The sequence below is a fragment of the Bacteroidota bacterium genome (assembly GCA_037133915.1).
Lineage (GTDB): Bacteria > Bacteroidota > Bacteroidia > Bacteroidales > CAIWKO01 > JBAXND01.
The window spans coordinates 14,382-34,462 of sequence record JBAXND010000032.1 but is presented as its reverse complement, the minus strand read 5'-3'; the positions used below and the strand labels follow the sequence as shown (position 1 = coordinate 34,462).

Genomic DNA, 20,081 nt, shown 5'->3' with positions numbered 1-20,081 from the left:
CTGACAGGGCATGCTGGTTGTAAGAAGAAATACTGCTGCTATTTCTTCGCAGTAGATTTATCGGTATAAGGTACAACCTCCACCCATTTGCCTGTTGTGCGGGCCGCAATGCTGTTGTTATACATCGCTTCACTGCTTACTGCCGGCAGATAGAACGTACCTAGGTAACTGGCGTTCAGCAATACCTTATACGTACGTTTGGTATTGGCGGCAATATCGAAGAAGGTGTATACGCGGTCGTCGCGGAAATCCTGGTAGCTGTAGGGCGACATGGTGATACGTCCGGAGGAATTATCCATGCGAGTATTGTGAATTTCCCAACCCGAGGGGAAGATTTCATTCAGCACCATATTGTTGTAATAACCCATCAGACCCGGATTGGTGATGGTAACCTCGGCAATAAGATCAGTGCCCTGCTCAAGTTTTGAAGGGTCAATCTTTTTACCCTGTAGATCGGTGTACATCACTTCAATTTTCAGGTTGCTCTCAGAAGCCTTTTCCTGACCGGCTGCAGGCACACCCGATAATACAATTCGAGCATACAACAAACCCTTGCCATTATTCTTAATCTTCACCTTGCCTTTGGCATCAGAGCCTTTAAGGTTCATATCAATGGTAGCAACAGACTTGGTTGACTTCTTGTTAACGCCCGAACCGCCGTTGATGGAACAGTTGAAGTCCATACCGCCGACGGCAGCATTGCCATTAGCAAATTTACAGATGGCAATCAGGCAGTAGGCTGTTGTCTGCGTACTCATCCATTCGTTGCGGCTCATACGTTCCGACAGTAATTTAACCAGCGGAGCGGCTTTCATACGCATATTCATCAGGCTGAGTGCTTCAATAATCATAGCACGGTCGCGGTCATCGGAGCCATATGTATAATACATTTCGCGGTACGGCTGTATAATCATGGTGGCGCTGTTGGCAATCTGCTTGGCCACTTCTGCCTGCCCGGCAAGCTGATATGCTGCTGCAAGTCTCCATTTAGCCTGAACGGAAAGATTTTTCTGCTCGCGCAGCAGGTTCATCGCGCCAAGCTCAGGCTGTTTTGCCAAAGCCAGTGTATAAAGCCTGTAAGCCTGATCGAGGTCAGAGAAATAATAATAATCGCGCAGGGTTGTGCTCCATGCCAATGCCATTTTCTTCTGGTATTTTGCCCAGTTCTTCAGCATGGTTGGAGATACGGTATAGCCTTTTTCTTTGGCTTCGAGCAGGAAATGTCCGGCATAGGTAGAGCCCCAGCCATCGGCTGTTCCTGACCCCGGCCAGTATGAGAATCCGCCTGACGATGCCTGAAAAGAAGCAATTCTTGAAATCGCAGCTTTGATATTGGTTTCTATTCTGGCTTTGAATTTCGCATCCAGCTCCAATACATCGCTCAGATATAATTGCGGAAATGCCGATGATGTGGTTTGCTCGATGCATCCATACGGATACGTGAGCAAATATTTCAAACGTTTCTCAAGACCAATAGGCGGAATGGAAGAAATCTCAATCGTTCCTTTGTTCGTTCCTTTAATTCCCAACGGTGTATAATCGGGATTCCAGGTATCGCCCGGTTTGATCATCGTTTCTACAAAATCGGAGACTTCGGGGTTGGGGTTACGCACGTCGATTTCCATTTCGTAATACGCGTATTCACCGCCGCAATTCGCCATCACCTTTACTTTGCCGATGCCTGTATTGTCTTTAACTTTCAAATTAAAGCTCACTAACTCATCGCCAATTTCATTAAAGGTAATTGACTTCATGCTTTTATCAAGTACAGTGAACATGTCGTTGGTAGTAACCTTCACGCTCACATTTTTGATTTTCTTTTCCATTGCGAATACACTCACCGGCAAGGTAACCGTTTCGCCCGGACCCACCACGCGCGGCAGTGTTGCCAGCAGCATCAGCGGTTTGCGCACGGCAACCGTTTTCTCGGCACAACCATAGGCTTTGTCCTGACCTGCAATTACCATTACCCTTACACTGCCGATATACTGTGGCATTTTAAAGGTGTAGGTGTGTGATGAACCTTTGGGTAATGCAAACGGACCAAAATACTTCACCATGGGTTTGAAACGGTTCGCCCGGTTTTTCCCGGCGCCAGCCTTTCCTTCATCGCCCCCGCCTAAACTCAGGATACGCTCAAGTTGTCCGCCGTAAGCGCCCATTACCTGATCATAAAGATCCCATGTTTTAACGCCGAGCGCTTCACGCGAATAAAAATATTCCCACGGGTCGGGTGTTTTGAAATTGGTAAGGTCGAGCAAGCCTTCGTCAACAACGGCCACAGTGTAAGTCATCGCTTTTCCGGTTTCTTCCCTGATGCTGATGCTGGCATTTTCTTCAGGTTTCAACACATCTGCCATTGTAATCACAGGTCTCAGATGCGTGTTCGGATCATCAATAAAAATAGGTATTACACCATACAGGCGCAACGGCAGATCGTTGGCTGTTTGTCCGTGGGGCTGTATCAGTGTAACGTTGGCATACACATTGGGTGCCATTTCTTCTGTTACTTTAAAGGAGAAAATGGTTTGCCCCGGATCGGTATCGGTCCAGAATGACTGAAGCACCTTGGTTCCGGACTCAATGGTTATAAGTGCGCGGGCACCACCGGTCGATGGAATGGTGAGTTTTACTTCATCGCCCACTTTGTATTTATCCTTGTCGGATGAAAACACCAGCATGGATGCCGCTTCGCGGTCGTCGCTGTTGCGGCTTGCCCAGTTATCCCAGTCAAAGTAGCAAATTACGCCGGTAGTATGATTACTTTCAGGATCGGTTACCCGGATAAAGTAACGTCCCCAGTCGGCATCCGGAATATTCATCTGCAAACTCGCTTTACCTCCGTTAGTGATGATTTCTTTCGACATATACGGTTCGTTGTAAGTACCGCGCATGTAGTCGGCAAGGTCGTCGCCGGTGTTATCCCACCACCAGCGCCATTTTACTTTAAAGATATCAACTTTCAGTTTTTTAGATTGCTGAAGCTTACCGTTTACATCGAGATTCACAATATTGAATACGTGGTTCTGACCTGTAAGCAGTATGCCGGTGTATTGTTGTCCTTCGGGTTCTTTTATCCCTACATAGGTTGCATACGGATAATAGGGAACCGAGATGCGGTCGATAGAAAATTCGCCGCCCTGCTCAAATACGCGTGTTTCAAAGCTTGCGCGTAAAACGCCCGGTGCCGTGGTATTCAGGCTGATATTCGGATCAACGGAAGCAACTCCATTTGCATCAAGATTGCCTGTGAATACCGTATAGGTTTCAGAGAAAAACCGTTTTGAAGGATCGTCAAATTCATAGCCTTTATACTTATCAAATGCGGTGGATGAACGGTTTAGCGTCATGGTAACATCGGCTTTGAGGTTGCGTGCAATAGCGCCATGCAGCCACTTGGCTTCCAGTATTCCTTTTTGCAATGAGCCTGCTGTAATTTTATCACCGCCAAAATCAAGTTTTATCTTCAAACGGTTGGGTTTGATGGTTTCTATCCTAACTGTTTTTGTGAAGCTCGAACCGCCCACTTTAACTTCGGCAGTCCAGTAACCGGTAGGCGCTGAAGCGTCTGTTGCGGTACGGAAATCATAGAAGCCGTTTACCGAAGCCGATTTCACCATGTGAACCACTTTTTGTCCGGCAGGATTGCTCAGTTCAAATATCACGGGAACATCGGGCGGCAGCTTATCAAGCTTATCTTCCAGAATAAAGGTAAGGTATATGGAATCACCCGGACGCCACACACCGCGCTCGCCGTAAAGAAAGCCTTTCAGTCCTTTGCGAACAGCCTCTCCCGAAACATCAAACATACTCAGTGAAAGTGCCGAACCACCGGTGAGTTTCAAATATGACCGCTGGTCGCCTTTTTTCGCCACAACCAGATACGGAACTTTTTTAAGTGCAAAGTTGGCCTGACCGGCATTATCGGTTGAGCCTTTGTACAAAAGCTGATTCTGATAATCGAGAATTTCAATTGAAACACCGCTCATCGGAAGTGCGTTCACCAGATTCACCGCATAGATATTCAGGTCGCCGCCCGTTCCTACTTTGGCTATCATCCCAATATCGGTGGCAAGCACATTGCGGCTCACGGTTTTACTTCTGTAGTATGATTCATCGCAGGGATTATCGCGTTCATACCAGTCGTAATCATAATATTCATAATCATAATCGTAGTAATAGTCATTGTAATAGAACCAGTCGGTAGGTTCATTTTCTTCGGTATCGTTCCATGCCGGAATCATATTTTCGTCAGGACCGGCTTCTGTTGCATCACTTCCGTCGCATGAATAATATGCATAATCTTTTTTCAGGCTCAGTGTTACGCGGTAGATAGCACCCGGCTCTGCTTTTATAAGGTCCGCCAAATCGAGGGAGAAGCGGTTCCATTTTGCATAATTAACCACTGAATTGGTAGCCGTTTGCAGTTGAACGGTTTTCTTCAGAACAATCTTACCCACGCGGCTCAATTCGCGGTCGCCGTTCAGGTCGTTTACCTGAAGGTACTGGGCAACATTATTTTCATAAATCTTGAATATTTTTACATCAACAGCTTTCAGGTTAACCGCCTCGAAGGGGAAAATCAATCCGTTGGTGCTGGGCAAAATAACGCCGTTACCTACAAGACGGATATCCGGTTTAATATCTTCAAACGTAACGGAGTCTTTAACCTGTTTATTCAACTTTTTACCTGCTGCATTAGCAACTGAAGGTTCAATAATCAGCTCATGTATTCCTGTTTGCTCCGTTGGTGCATATACCCTGATTTCATTATCTTCAATAATAAACTTAAGGTCGGCGATGGTACCCAGTTTTACAATACCGTTTAAGTCCTGGTCTTCCAGCAGTGGATCCGAGAACTGCAGCAACACATATTGTTCGGGATTCTGCATTACCTGTACACCGGTAAACGTGAAATCATTGATTGACGGAATCTCCACCTTGAGTGAACCTTTCGTTTCGGCATCAATGGGTTTACCGTTCCACGTAAGTGTTACACTGCTCGCGCTCTCGCCGCGTTTCACACTGTCAATCACAAAATCAAATTTCTTACGGTCGCTTTGTGCCGTAACGGTAATTTTAAGTGTCCGTCCATCCTGACTTGCGGCAAGCAGTTTGGCAACATCTGTTGGGTCGGCAGCGTCGGCGGTAACAAGTGAACCGTTGACTTTTTCCCATGTCAGATTTTTTTTATCATAGGCTTTATGATTCTTCACACTCACCTCAAATGCCTGCTGTGCTGTCTGAAATTGAAACATCAGAGTTTTCAGACTATCCGGTACATTAATGAGTTTGGATAAATAAAACTTAGCTGTAAAAAGCTGCTTAACCGGAAGTTTTTCATCCGGTCTGAATTCCACAGTGCGCGTGTCAATCCAGTATGCCTTACCGGCAATAGAAGGAGAAAAATCGAACAGCTCTTCTTTAACCGGTTTTTCAAACATCGATGAATCGGCAAAATCATTGGCAAGGCGTACCTTTATGGTAGCTTCTGTTGAAACAATGCCTGACGTAAATGCCGACACATATTCTTTGAATGCCGGATTCACTTTTATAACGGCATGCGATCTGATTTTCACAATCAGAATAATAGACACAATAATAAATACTCCAATTGCTGCAGAAAGGAGAACGCGCTTTTTATCCATATTGAGGTAGTTTAGGTTGTTGTTTTTGAATCAGGTAAAATTAAAAAAATAATCGTCATAAATACTTTCGCATAATTATTTTTACAAAGGTTATGGGTATTATATGTGGAAAATATGATAAATCCCGCATAGAGTGGTCGGACATGAGCATATTTTTATATTTTTGTTAACAAGAATACTCCAAACCATTCATCCATGAAAATTTTCAAGAAGGCACTTAAAATATTTTTTATAGTAACCGGCAGCTTATTGGTACTTTTTGCAGCATTTCTGATTTACAGTACCTGCAGCATGTACAAACCGGCAGCCGTTGAAAAGGCTGAATTGATCAATAATTCAATTTCATCACGTATCGCCATCAATGAGTTTTCATTTATTACCTGGAATATTGGTTATTGCGGGTTGGGCAAAGAAATGGATTTTTTTTATGACGGTGGTAAAAGCGTACGCCCCGATGCAACCGGATTTCAGAAGTATCTAAACGGCGTTTTCAGTTTTATTTCGAACAATGATTCAGTTGATTTCTTATTATTGCAGGAAGTGGACCGTAACTCACGACGCTCCTATTATCAGGATGAGGCGTCGTTGTTTTCCCAGGCACTATCGGGCCACGCGGCAGCCTTCAGCAAGAATTATGATGTGGGATTTGTGCCGGTTCCGCTATTTAAACCCATGGGACAGGTGAACGGTGGCATTATGACGCTTTCGCGCTGGCAGCCCACTGAAGCCACCCGTTATGATTACCCCTTGAAATATTCGTGGCCGACACGACTGTTTATGCTCGAACGCTGTTTCATGCTTGAACGGTATAATTTATTGGATGGAAAAGAACTCGTGATAATAAACCTTCACAATTCGGCATTTGCAGACGCAGATTTGATGCGTCAATACGAGCTTTGGATGGTGCGCGGATTTGCCATGGAAGAATTTGGAAAAGGAAATTATGTAGTGATGGGAGGCGACTGGAACCAGTCACCGCCCGGCTTCGGCAAACTGAATTATTACAGCAGCTTCAATAAAAAACAGGGCGCAACCGAAATACCTCCCGATTTTATTCCTCCCGGCTGGAATTGGGGTGTGGATAAAAAAAATCCCACCAACAGGGAAGTGTATGAAGCCTATCGTCCGGGTTTGACGCCGGTAACCACACTTGACTTTTTCATTACATCACCCAATATCAAAATACAGGATGCACATGTTGTGCCTCAAGCATTCGGCAGCAGCGACCATGAACCTGTTTATATGCGCGTCCGCCTGCTTTCAAATCCATTGGATTATAGTCCTGCGGAAGTAAAAGACTATGTGAAAATCTTACAGGATTCGCTTGCCGGGATTCAGACAAAGAATGTGAAAAAGCCGGTTAAAAAAAAGAAATAGAAAACCGTCAAAAAAAAGAAGCTGCCCCTTAATGAGGCAGCTTCTTCTATTAAATAAATTCTGTGAGGTCAGATTACATTATTTCGTCACCAGTAATTTCAGGGATGAACTAATTGATGCACCCTTGAGCTGAATGATATAATTTCCTGAAGCAAGTTTGTTCACGGAAACAGGCAGCAGATTGTTGCCCTGATTCACATGAACTTCTTCATTTATAAATACCCTGCCTGTAAGGTCCATTACTGTAATCACCATTGACTGTGCTTCGTTAGCATCAAAGCTGATGTTTGCAATGTCTGCAGCAGGATTCGGATAAATATTTAGTTCGCTCAAACCTGTATTGGTGCTTATTCCGGCAACAGTCGACCATTCTGCATCAAACATAGAGTTAGGACTGTCGTTCCATGCAAATGCAGCCATACCCCTGCTTACGCTCATGTCAACACGTGGAAACATAGGAACGGCATTCAATGTGGAGAGGTCACGGTAATTTGGCTGAAAGAAAAACGCATCTTCCGTTGCAGGAGAGCCCATCGATTTTATTACATAAGGCAGTGTGTTTGCATCATCGTTGTAATAAGTAAAGAGAAAATTATCGTATACCGGATCAAATACACCATGGCACTGCGAGCTTGCACCGGTGCCTGAACCAGAAGAAATATTACTCCACAGATACGTGGGTGACTTCAGCACAATACTATCAAAAACTGCTGCCCATACAATATTGCTGGCATCATACTCCATAGCAACCATGATACGCATATCTGAAGTTCCCGGACCGCTTCCGCCGGCAGAGTTCTGAGAAGCAACAACACAGGGTCTGCGATAATGTTCATTTCCTGAGTCAATCAGGTATGGACCGGTATAAAAAGGAGCTGTTCCATCATCAGGAAACATGAACATCACTTTTACGGCACCCCATACCATTGAAGGTCCGGAATAATCATCCCAGGCAATGGCCAGTCTACCATAGGTTGATGTTCCGGGCAGAGTTGAACCAATGGAGGCACTCACGTTTCTTATATAACCGGAGGTACCGTAGATACCTGCCCTGTGCATTGTTGTACCACCGTCAGCACCCGTCCAGATTATAATAGAGTCGTTCGTATTTGCCTTACCGGCCACCAGACTGATTTCATAAGGCGCGGATACAGAGTTCTTATCACGGCAGTCGGTTGCAAGGCTGAGACTTGTCCAACCCCGCACTGTTGTAAAATTAAACGTTTCGCTTACAATGCCACCAAGGTACAAACCAATTGTATCGTTTTTATCACAATACAATGTAGCATCGGCACTGACCGTATCTAAATATGAGCGAGCAATGAACAGACCGAAGTCAGCACCATTTGTTCCTGCACAAATGATATCGAAAGCTGTAACAATACCGCTGCCACCAATTCCGCCCGAACTAACCTGAGTAAAGGTCACACCATTATCCTTTGACCTGAGCACTTCCCAATTTGTAGTAGGTCCGGTAGGTGTAAGAGAAAAAGTTCTGCCATAATAAATGGTTCCGTCAAATGCTACCGATATACGTGCATTCGAGTACTTGTAACCTGCAGTTACGGGTAAGGTAATGTCACCACCCCATGCGTAAGTGTCCAGAGCGGCTCCTGAAAGTACCAGCCCGAGGCACAGAATGATTAAAAATCGTAATTGCTTTTTCATAAATAGAAATTAATTAAATGGTTCCGGTGATTAATAATAACGCTTGCACCGGAAATACAAGCTGAAAAATATTTTTCTGATATTATTTTGTCACAACCAGTTTTAACGTTGAATTGATGGTAGCTCCTTTAAGCTGAATAAAGTAATTTCCTGCAGCCAGCGCATTAACCGAAAGCTGAATGCTGTTGCTTCCGGCATTCAGCTCAACTTCACGCGAAAGCAGAACGCGTCCGGTAATATCCATCACGAATAAGCTTACCTTTTGTGATGCATCGGCGGTACAGCTGATATTGGTAATTTCTGAGGCAGGATTAGGGAATATGTTCAAATCATGCGCGTCTGCGCTGTTTTCACGTACGCCCACTATCACAGACCATTCTGCGTCGAACAATGAATTATAGTTATCGTTCCATGCAAATGCAGCCATACCGCGGCTCACGCTCATATCAACCCTTGGTGCCATGAATGTACTGCTGGCAGTATTAATATCACGAAAGTTGGAATTGAAAAATATAGGATAATCCATTTGAGGTGAGTTCATAAACTTGATTACATAAGAAATCGAATTGCTGACGTCATTGCAATAGGTAAAAAGAAAGTTGTTGTACAGGGGGTCGAAAACACCATGGCATTGTGTGCTGTTGCCCGAAGGAGTCCAGATAGATAACCTTGTGAAATTATACGACGGAATCTTGAGCAGGATACTGTCATATACAGCTCCCCAGACACCGTTATCACCATTCCATTCTGCACTGACAATAAGCCTGAAATCGCTGGTGCCCGGGCCTGTGCCTCCGGCAGTATTCTCAGACATCACAATACAGGGTCTGCGGAATTGAGCAACACCGGCAGCAAGCGTATATGGTCCCGGATATTGACTGTTCGTTCCATCGTCGGGATACAGGAACATGGTTTCAATTACGCCCCAGTCATCGCCTGAATTTGCATAATCATCCCAGGTTACGCCCAGTCTTCCATAACCTGTAACACCCATAGCAATTGAACCGATAGACGCACTTACATTTCTGAGGAAACCGGGTGTGCCGAACAGGCTGCGGCGATGGATTGTAGTACCGCCGTCATTGCCGGTCCAGACAATTACCGAATCATAAGTGCTGGCCATTGTAGCTGCAAGACTAATTGCATATGGCGTTGAATACGGATTCGGGTCGCGGCTGTCGGTTGCAAAACTCAGACTCGACCAACCTCTTGATGTGGAATAACTAAAGCTTTCATTCACCATGGTACTGGCATACCCACCGGTTGCATTATATTTATCAGCGTACAAAGAGGCTGTGGTCGTAACCGTATCAAGATAAGCCCTTGCAATATAAACTGCAAAATCCGTAGCATTTTCGCCGGCACATATTATATCCAACGCAGTGCATTTTGAGCTACCACCCACTGCCCCATTCGAAAAAGGAATAAATGTTATCCCGTTGTCCGTTGATTTCAGAACTTCCCATGAAATAAAAGATCCACCCGCTACAGTTGAAAAAATGCGACCATAATAAATGGTGCCATCGTAAGCAACGGATATCCGGGCATTGCTGTATTTATTTCCAGAAACAACAGGAAGTGTAACATCACCACCCCATGCAAACACATCTATTGCTGCAGAGGAGAGAACAAAACTAAGGCAAAAGAAAATCACAAAATGTAAGGTCGATTTCATTACTCGGTTGTTAAATTAATAATTAACAAAGATACTTATGCATGTTCCTAAATGTTCTCCGGGTAGTGTTAATATTGATTGACGCTATAAAAACTCCCGGACGCGCTTTCTAAAATAAACGCCAAGTGCTAAAAATATACGCATGAAACACCTGTTAGCGCATACATCAATTAAAACTAATTAATATCATTAAAATAAATTAGTTTTAATCCTACTAATTGCGTAGGATATAGAGGTAAGTGCATCAGAATATACAACTATTTATAAACCAATTATTTAAACGAAGGGGAATGAATTCCGGAAATCACCCGGTAAAAAGTGATGATGCAATCCGGTCGGCAAAAAGTTTGCCTTTATTGGAGAGATAAAGAATATCGTTTTGAGAAAAAATCTCCTCCGTACGAATAAATGGTTCCGCTTCGGAAATCAAATGCAGCAAAAGAGCTTTCCCAAAGTTGTTTTCAATATACTTAAGGTCGCAACCCCACATTGTTCTGAGCGAAACCATGACATACTCGTTATATTTCTGTTCCGGACTCAGTGTTTCCATTTCAAAATCAGGCGTACCGGCAGCTATGGCTTTCAGATATTTACTTACCGAGCTCACGTTCCACTGCCTCGTACTGCCATTGAAAGAATGCGCTGATGGGCCCAGTCCCAGATATTTTACGCCCTGCCAATAAGCAGAATTGTGTCGCGAAAACATACCTTCACGGCAAAAATTAGATATTTCATAATGCAAAAAACCATTGCTCTCTAATGTTTCCGTTATGCGTGTGAAATGACGTTCTGAAAGAGCATCATCAGGCATTTCGGCACGACCCTTTCCGATAAAGTTGTGCAGAATAGTTCCGTCTTCAACAGTAAGTGAATAGGCAGAAATATGAGGAACGTCAATAGTCACGGCAGTTTCAATATTTTTCATCCATCTCGTTTCATCCTGACCGGGTATTCCGTATATGAGGTCAATACTCACATTATCAAAACCACTTGCCTTTATCAGATTAACAGCACTGATTGATTGTGCCGCGTTATGTGTGCGCCCAAGCCAGAGCAGATCTTCGTCGTTAAATGACTGCACGCCCAGACTGAACCTGTTGATACCGGAAGCTTTCCATGCCCTGAGTTTATCAATAGTTACATCGTCGGGATTGGCTTCAATGGTAATTTCGGCATCATCAGCAACTGCATGGGCAATCCGTATTTTATCTAATATTTGTGCAACATCAGAAGGCTCAATGATAGAAGGCGTGCCTCCACCAAAATAAATTGTATCGACCGTTTCTCCGCCAAGATAATCAGCAGTAAGAACCACCTCGGCAAGCATGGCCTGAATAAAACCCTTCATCAGTCCTGCCGAAGCAAGTGAAAAAAAGTTACAATAAGCACATTTCTTTTTGCAGAATGGAATATGTATGTAAATACCTGCCACGCGGTCGTTCTGTTAATAATTGTCAAAGGTAGCGGAAAAATACATCAGGCATATGTAGTTTATCTCAATTGTATTATCTTCGTATCTGTAAATAAAGATATTATTATGATACTATCTGCCTGTGGTCTTATTTGCGATGAATGTGAATTTTATCCTGAAAAATGTGCCGGCTGCCATGCCGTGAAAGGTCAAACATTTTGGGCACTTGAAATGATGCCGACAAAGACCTGTCCACTGTTTGGATGTGCTGTGAACACGCGCAATCACAAGGATTGCGGCGACTGCGTAGAACTGCCTTGCCAAATGTTCAGAGAAATGAAAGACCCGAATTCAACAGACGAAGAACATCAGCAATCGCTAATTGACCGCACCGCCCGATTGAAACAGAATTAATGAATCCGGCAGCATCGCTGTCAGAAATTTCACGCAATACGAACGGCACATCAAGAAAGTCATGCTTTGGTCGTTCAACCCGTGACTCAACATACGTTTCACTGTAACCCTTATCAGTCATGGAACTGCGAAAAATAAAAAAAATAATAAAGGCACAGCCGGTTATGGAAGGAGCCGGTGTTAAGCTCAACAGAGCATTTGGTTATCATGAGCGCGGTCTGTTTGACCCGTTTCTGCTGCTCGATGACTTTCGGTCTGATCATCCCGACGACTACATTCAGGGCTTTCCATGGCACCCGCACCGCGGCATTGAAACAATAACATACATGTTACAAGGACAAGTTGAACATGCCGACAGCCTGGGGAATAAAGGTATCATCTCATCGGGTGATGTGCAGTGGATGACCGCAGGTAATGGAATTATACATCAGGAAATGCCTCTGGCAGGCGCTGATGGCCGTATGTATGGCTTTCAGCTTTGGGCCAACCTTCCCGCATCGCATAAAATGATGGACCCGAGATACCGCGATATTAAAAATAACCAGATACCCGAAATTTCTGTAGCAGAAGGTGTGAATATTCGTATTATTTGCGGAAGCGTGAACGAAAAACAGGGACCCGTAACTGATGTAATTACCGAACCCGAATACCTGGATATCAGGCTTGCAGCCAATTCAGAATACATCCATCCGTGTGTAAAAGGACACAATGCTTTCGCATATATTTATGATGGCATGGCATTCTTCAGCCATGAAACCGAAAGCGAGCCGTCAACGAGAGAACCATTTACGAACCATTCATTGGTGCTTTTTGATGATGGCGACGGCATCAGGATGATTACCGGAAATATCGAAGCACGTTTACTGTTACTTTCAGGAAAACCCATCAATGAGCCTATTGCATGGTACGGACCCATGGTCATGAATACACAGGAAGAAATAGATCTCGCTTTAAGCGAATACCGCAAGGGTACATTCATCAAGCATGAATAAAATTCACGTTAAACAAGAAATATCAAAGATTTTAAGAAAACCCGCATTCACATTATGGCGCCCGGAACTTTTCTGACAAAAATCACATTAGCAGGTCGAAGCCACCTAATCAATTGTAAGTGAGCATCGACATACCGTAAAAAAATGACGCCTATAAACTCAAAAAACTTTTTTTATGCTAAAAGTTTTTTGAGTTTATTTTTTGTGTACTTTTGTCGCCATGGAAGAAAAGGTTCAGCATATCATTGAAAAAGTTTCGGCACTGTACCTGAGCTACGGAATACGAAGCGTAACAATGGATGATGTTGCGCGCGAACTGGGCGTTTCTAAAAAAACGCTGTACGAATGCGTTGTCGATAAAAACGACCTCGTTGAAAAATTTCTGGACTTCCACGCAAAGCGGCTTGGCGCCGCACTGCTGTGCATTTACAACGGAAAAGTAAATGCTATTGATGCCTTGCTTGAAATAAGCCGGATCATCAATCATTTTTTAAAAGACATCAACCCATCCATCACCTTCGACCTTCAAAAGTATCATCCGGAAATATGGCAGAAGCTGATGAAATATAAAAGCATTCATGTTTTCGACAATGTAATGACCAACCTGCGTCAGGGAATTAAAGAAGGTTTGTATCGTAGTGATTTGAAACCTGAGGTTATTGCGAAAATTTATGTTTCACGCGTTGAACTGAGTATGGAACCCGGTCTGACAGATGCACTGAACTATTCTTCAACGGAAATTTTTAATGAACTTATCAATTATCATATCAGGGGTATTGCCAGTAAAAAAGGCATTGAGTACCTCGATAAAAAGATTGCAACCCAACAAAAAAAACATTGATTCGATGAAACGATTATTTATTACCGCCACAGCAGCGTTTATTATGCTGTTCTGCACAACAAACAGTTCTTTCGGGCAGCTGAAATCGACGGCCTTTACTTTGAAACAGGCACAAGACTATGCCCTGGAAAACGCGTATAAAACCCGCACAGCCAATTTCGATATCGCAGTTGCTGAAAAAAACCGCAAGCAATTCATTACACTCGGATTACCTCAGATTAACGGTTCTGCCAAATACAATATGTATATTGACATTCCCACGCAGCTGATGCCGAACTTCCTTACACCTGCTGTTGAAGGAGTGCTGTTGCAGCACGGACTGATTGCTCCCAACCAGCTGACAGGCGCATCGAATGATAAGTTTGAAGTACAGTTTGGTTCAAAGCACAATTTCAGCGGTGACCTGACCGCAAGCCAGTTGCTGTTCGACGGAACTTTTGTGGTTGGACTAAAAGCGGCTGCTATTCTTGTTGACCTCAGCAAAAATGCCGAAGTAAAATCGGAAATTGAAACGCGAGAAGCCGTTGCTCAGGCATATTATCTTGTATTAGTGGCACAAGCGAACCGTTCTGTTCTCGATTCAACACTGGCCAATATGGACCGCATCTATAACCAAACAAAAGAGTTCCAGAAAAACGGCTTCATGGAAGAAACCGATGTTGAACAACTTTCACTTATTGTATCAAATCTGACAAACAAACGCGCCATGGTTGACCGTCAGATAGAACTTGCAAATGACTTGCTTAAATTTCAGATGGGCATTGACCTCAGCGAACAAATAACGCTTACCGATCCACTTGAAGACCTCGTATTAAGAGCCATTGGAGCCAATCTTTCCGAAAAACAATTCGATGCGAACAACCACATCGATTTTCAAATAATGAAAACAAACGCTCAATTGCTGAAACAAACGCTTAAAGTGGACCAGAGCCGCTATTATCCTACGCTCACCTGCTTTTTCACAACTTCTCGCAGCGCACAGCGCAATGAATTCAACTTCTTTTCGGGAGGCGATGCGAACAAATGGTATAAGACCACCATTTTTGGTGTGAACCTTTCAGTTCCTCTGTGGAGCTCGGGAAACAGGCTGATGAAAATACAAGCCGATAAATTGAATATTGAAAAACACAATATAGTGCTGAAGCAAGTTGAACAGGCACTTCAGCTTGAAGTACAGAGCGCACGCTCGGGACTTAAAACCTACACAGACCAGTACCGTTCCGAAATAAATAATATGGCGCTTTCGAAAAAAATCTACGATAAAAATGCATATAAATTTAAGGAAGGCATGTCGTCAAGTATGGAACTGAATCAGGCATATACACAATATCTGACCACTCAGGGAAATTATTTCAACTGCCTGCTTGAGCTGCTGAACTCTTATTCCAAACTTAATAAAGCGCTGAACAATTATTAATCAATATTTAGAAAATATTAATCAACCAGAACAAAAGAAAACTTCAAAATAAAGCATTTGAGATATGAAAAAATCACTGTTATTAATGAGTTTGCTCGTATTCGTTTTTGCCTGCAACAGACCTGTCGATAAAAAAGCCGAGCTTGAAAAATTAAAAAAGCAACACGATGAAATCGCTGCCCAGATAACAACACTTGAAACAGAACTGACTGCCGAAGGGGGCTTAACCGCTAAAACTAAAAATATTCTTGTTACTGAAGTTACCCAGCAGGCTTTCTGCCATTATATAGAAATTCAGGGACGCGTGGACGGCGATCAGAATATTGCCGTTAATTGTAAAACGCCCGGTTTCGTTGCAAGCGTGAATGTTGAAGAAGGCCAGACTGTAAGAAAAGGTCAGCTGCTGGCTACCCTCGACGCATCCGTACTTTTAAAAACAAAATCAGAACTTGAGGCACAGCTTGTATTTGCAACTGACATCTACAATAAACAAAAAAACTTATGGGATCAGAAAATTGGTTCTGAAGTGCAGTACCTCACGGCAAAAAACAATAAAGAAAGCCTTGAGAATAAAATGAAAACATTGCAGGAGCAGATTGAAATGACACGCATCACCTCTCCTATAGACGGCACTGTTGAAGAAATACCCATCAAGATAGGACAGGTCGTAAGTCCCGGAATTCCTACATTCAGAGTTGTGAATTTCTCAACCATTAAAGTGATGGCAGATATAGCGGAAGCCTATTCGGTCCGCGTAAAAACCGGCGACAGTGTAATTATCCACTTCCCCGATTTCAATTACGACATCAAAACAAAACTAAGCTTTACATCAAAGTATATCAACCCGACTAATCGCACTTTTCAGGTGGAAGCGCGCATTACGCCCGGCCAGTATCAGTTCAGAGCAAACATGATAGCAGTACTTCGCATCAACGATTATAAAGCACCGTCGGCCATTGTTGTTCCTGTGAATATTATCCAGAAATCAATGAACGAGCAATATATTTTTGTTTCTCGCGAAGAAAAAGGCATCAAAACCGCCCATAAACAAACAGTTACCGTTGGTCAGATATATAACGGAATGGCGGAAATACTGACAGGTCTTAATGTCGGAGATAAAATTATTACCACAGGCTACCAGGACCTGAACGAAGGTCAGGCACTGAGCTATTAACATTTTGTGACGGCAATAGTAACCATGAATTTTTACGTATAGAAATGAAAAAAGAAATAAAGAATAAAGAGTTTTTTGCAACAAGCTGGTCAATTGATAACAAAACCAGTATTTACGTTGTTGCAATTCTTATAACCATTTTGGGAATTATGAGCTATATCACAATTCCTAAAGAACAATTCCCGGAACTTGTAATTCCTACGATACTTGTGAATACGGTTTATCCCGGTACTTCGCCCGAGGATATGGAAAATCTGGTTACTCGACCTATTGAGAAACAAGTAAAGTCAATTTCCGGGGTAAAAAAAGTTACGAGCAATTCCATCCAGGACTTTTCGAGTATCGTAATCGAATTTGAAACAGATGTACCCGTAAGTGATGCCAAGCAGAAAATACGCGACGCATTGGATAAAGCACGTGTTGATCTGCCCAATAACCTGCCCAAAGATCCGGATGTAATGGAAGTCGACTTCTCGGAAATCCCGATTATGTACGTCCAGATATCGGGTAATTACGACCTGGAACGCCTCAAGAAATATGCAGATGTTGTGCAGGACCGTATCGAAAGTCTGAAAGAAATAACGCGCGTCGACATTGTGGGTGCGCTTGAACGCGAGATTCAGATTGACGTCGACATGTATAAAATGCAGGCGGCAAGTCTTACCTTATCGGACATTGAACGCGCTGTTGCCTCAGAAAACATTGTTGTTTCGGCAGGTAATATTACTACCTCGGGCATGAAACGCTCTATAAGAATTGTCGGGCAGTTTCAATCACCGGATATTTTAAACAACATCGTGGTAAAATCAGGAAGCGGCGCCTTGGTTTATCTAAAAGATGTTGCCGTTATTCGTGACGGATACAAAGAGCAGGAAAGCTTTTCGCGCCTCGACGGACAAAACGTAATTACGTTGAATGTCATCAAAAAAAGCGGGCAAAACCTCATCGATGCCTCGGATAAAATCAAAGGGCAGATGGCTGATTTGCAAAAAAACACCTTCCCGCCCGACCTTAAAGTGAATATTTCAGGCGATATGTCGCGCTACACCCGCAATACCCTTGAAGAACTCAACAATACTATCATCATCGGATTTTTGCTTGTTATAGTGGTATTGATGTTTTTTATGGGATTCACGAATGCCTTTTTTGTAGGGCTATCCGTGCCATTATCCATGTTTGTTGCTTATATGATTATGCCCAGCATGGGGTTCACGATGAATATGATTGTAATGTTCGGTTTCATCTTTGCCCTGGGCATTATTGTTGACGACGCCATTGTGGTCATAGAAAATACGCACCGAATCCACAAGAAGGAACCGGACATTGTGAAAGCGGCCAAGATGGCCGCCGGCGAGGTCTTTCTCCCAATACTTTCAGGAACACTCACTACGTTGGCGCCCTTTTTCCCGCTGGCTTTCTGGCCGGGAATTGTAGGCAAGTTTATGCACTTTATGCCTGTAACGCTTATTCTAACGCTGTTTGCATCCCTCATGGTGGCTTATATCATAAACCCTGTGTTTGCTGTAACGTTTATGAAGCATGAGTACGATACTAAAGTAAAAAAGGTGAATTATCGTTCGTTGATTCGAATGGGCATTGCACTGCTTTCCAGTGCTGCTATCTGTTACATTCTGGGATGGTTCGGTATGGCAAACTTCCTCGTATGCATGTTTTTGCTGATTCTGTTATTCCAGTTCGGAATTAAAAAGTTGATTACCGGTTTTCAGGAAAAGCTTTGGCCGCGCATGATGAATCTGTATGAAAGAACCCTGTGGTATGTACTTCGCGGAAAGAGACCGCAACGAATCCTCATGTTCGTTGTCGGATTATTCTTCTTCACCATTGTGCTGTTCGGCATCAAAAAACCGGCGGTTGTGTTCTTCCCCAACAATATGCCCAACAATGTTTATGTAATGCTGAATCTTCCGGTTGGAACAGATCAGAAAGTAACTGATTCAATAACCCGCATTGCAGAGCAAAAAGTGTACAGCGTACTCGGTAAAAACAATCCGATTGTTGAATCGGTTGTTACCAATGTAACGCTCGGTGCAGGCGAAGGCGGCGCGTTTGATCGCTCTGCGGCCACGAATAAAGGTAAAGTCACGATAAATTTTGTGGAATATAAATACCGAAACGGAGCCTCTACGACAGATTACCTTGATAAAATACGCGAAGCTGTAAAAGACATTCCCGGCGCAGAAGTTACTGTTGTTAAAAACAGGATGGGACCACCAACCGGCGCACCGGTGAATATTGAAATCAGCGGTGAAAACCTTGAAGAAATCGTATATACAGCAAGCTCTTTCAAACGTTATCTCGATTCAATACAGATTCCGGGAGTTGAAGAGCTCAAGTCGGATTTCTTAAACAACAAACCGGAAATCATTGTTGATGTTGACCGCATCAGAGCCAACCGTGAAGGAATTTCAACCGGACAAATCGGGATGGAAATTCGTAATGCGGTATATGGTAAAGAAATTTCCAAATACAAAGAGGCTGAAGACGAATTTCCTATCATGCTTCGCTATTCTGAAGTACAGCGAGGCAATATCAATACGCTGCTAAACCTGAAAATTACCTATCGCGACATGAACAGTGGAATGCTGCGGCAGATACCGCTGTCATCAGTGGCAAGTGTTCAATACAAGAATACTTTCGGTGGTATTAAAAGGAAAAATTTCAAGCGGGTAATCACCATTTCTTCAGATGTACTTACCGGCTATACCGCCAATGATATCGTAAATAAAATAAAAACGGAAGCGGCAGCATTTCCGCACCCTAAAACTGTTGACATCAAACTTACCGGCGAGCGCGAAGACCAGGCAGATGCCATGTCGTTCCTTAGTAAAGCAATGATGATAGCGCTTGGGTTAATCTTCTTTATCCTAATCACACAATTCAACTCACTCAGCAAGTCTGTCATTATTTTAAGTGAGGTGATTTTTAGTGTTATTGGCGTGTTGCTTGGCATTATCATTTTTGGAATGTCGGTTTCAGTGATTATGACCGGTTTAGGCATTGTTGCACTTGGAGGCATTGTTGTCCGAAATGGAATTCTTATCGTGGAATTCACAGATGTGCTGCGCGAACAGGGAATGAAAACCAAGAAAGCCATAGTACAGGCGGGCAGAACCAGAATAACACCGGTTGTGCTGACGGCAACTGCAACCATACTTGGTCTGGTGCCTTTAGCCGTGGGAATGAACATTAACTTCATTACTATGTTTACTCAACTGAATCCGCAAATTCATTTTGGTGGCGACAACGTTATGTTCTGGGGCAATTTAAGCTGGACAATTATTTTCGGGCTGAGCTTTGCTACATTCCTGACACTGGTGTTTGTACCGGCAATGTACCTGATGGCACACAAATTCAAAATCAGAGTGAAGCGCGGACGTTCAAACAGGGCATACCGACGCGCCCTGAGGGCTGCTTAAATTTTGAACAATTCGAGCAATTTTATT

At 43.4% G+C, this 20,081-nt stretch carries 11 protein-coding genes; 7 read left to right on the top strand and 4 right to left on the bottom strand.

All coding sequences use genetic code 11. The features are described 5' to 3' along the window. Positions 1-38: 38 nt before the first annotated feature. On the bottom strand, positions 39-5,648 hold the full coding sequence (locus WCM76_11310) for an MG2 domain-containing protein (GenBank protein ID MEI6766223.1): 5,610 nt from the start codon (positions 5,646-5,648) through the stop codon (positions 39-41). 195 nt (positions 5,649-5,843) lie between these two features. On the opposite strand from WCM76_11310, the gene WCM76_11305 reads away from it, so the two are divergent. Then, positions 5,844-7,025 (top strand): endonuclease/exonuclease/phosphatase family protein, encoded by a 1,182-nt coding sequence (locus tag WCM76_11305; protein MEI6766222.1) that lies wholly within the window; start codon positions 5,844-5,846, stop codon positions 7,023-7,025. Between the two features lie 78 nt (positions 7,026-7,103). Here WCM76_11305 and WCM76_11300 read toward each other — a convergent pair whose 3' ends face one another. The 3 genes from WCM76_11300 to hemW form a co-directional block, all read right to left on the bottom strand. After that, entirely contained in the window at positions 7,104-8,693 is a 1,590-nt protein-coding gene (locus WCM76_11300; GenBank protein MEI6766221.1) for a T9SS type A sorting domain-containing protein, read from the bottom strand. An 82-nt stretch (positions 8,694-8,775) separates the two neighbouring features. After that, positions 8,776-10,368: a T9SS type A sorting domain-containing protein gene (locus tag WCM76_11295; GenBank protein ID MEI6766220.1), complete on the bottom strand. Its 1,593-nt coding sequence runs from the start codon at positions 10,366-10,368 to the stop codon at positions 8,776-8,778. A gap of 304 nt (positions 10,369-10,672) precedes the next feature. Further along, entirely contained in the window at positions 10,673-11,800 is a 1,128-nt protein-coding gene (gene hemW / locus WCM76_11290; GenBank protein MEI6766219.1) for a radical SAM family heme chaperone HemW, read from the bottom strand. Between the two features lie 105 nt (positions 11,801-11,905). Between hemW and WCM76_11285 the strand changes: the two genes are divergently transcribed. The 6 genes from WCM76_11285 to WCM76_11260 all read left to right on the top strand — a co-directional run bounded on the left by WCM76_11285 (position 11,906) and on the right by WCM76_11260 (position 20,054). Then, entirely contained in the window at positions 11,906-12,193 is a 288-nt protein-coding gene (locus WCM76_11285) for a DUF3795 domain-containing protein (protein ID MEI6766218.1), read from the top strand. 119 nt (positions 12,194-12,312) lie between these two features. Continuing rightward, positions 12,313-13,185, top strand: a complete 873-nt coding sequence (locus WCM76_11280; GenBank protein MEI6766217.1) for a pirin family protein — start codon at positions 12,313-12,315, stop codon at positions 13,183-13,185. A 220-nt stretch (positions 13,186-13,405) separates the two neighbouring features. Then, positions 13,406-14,026: a TetR/AcrR family transcriptional regulator gene (locus WCM76_11275; protein ID MEI6766216.1), complete on the top strand. Its 621-nt coding sequence runs from the start codon at positions 13,406-13,408 to the stop codon at positions 14,024-14,026. Positions 14,027-14,030: 4 nt separating this feature from the next. Then, on the top strand, positions 14,031-15,443 hold the full coding sequence (locus WCM76_11270) for a TolC family protein (protein ID MEI6766215.1): 1,413 nt from the start codon (positions 14,031-14,033) through the stop codon (positions 15,441-15,443). A 64-nt stretch (positions 15,444-15,507) separates the two neighbouring features. After that, positions 15,508-16,617, top strand: a complete 1,110-nt coding sequence (locus WCM76_11265) for an efflux RND transporter periplasmic adaptor subunit (GenBank protein MEI6766214.1) — start codon at positions 15,508-15,510, stop codon at positions 16,615-16,617. Positions 16,618-16,661: 44 nt separating this feature from the next. After that, positions 16,662-20,054, top strand: coding sequence for an efflux RND transporter permease subunit (locus tag WCM76_11260; protein MEI6766213.1), 3,393 nt, complete (start codon positions 16,662-16,664; stop codon positions 20,052-20,054). Positions 20,055-20,081 lie beyond the last annotated feature (27 nt).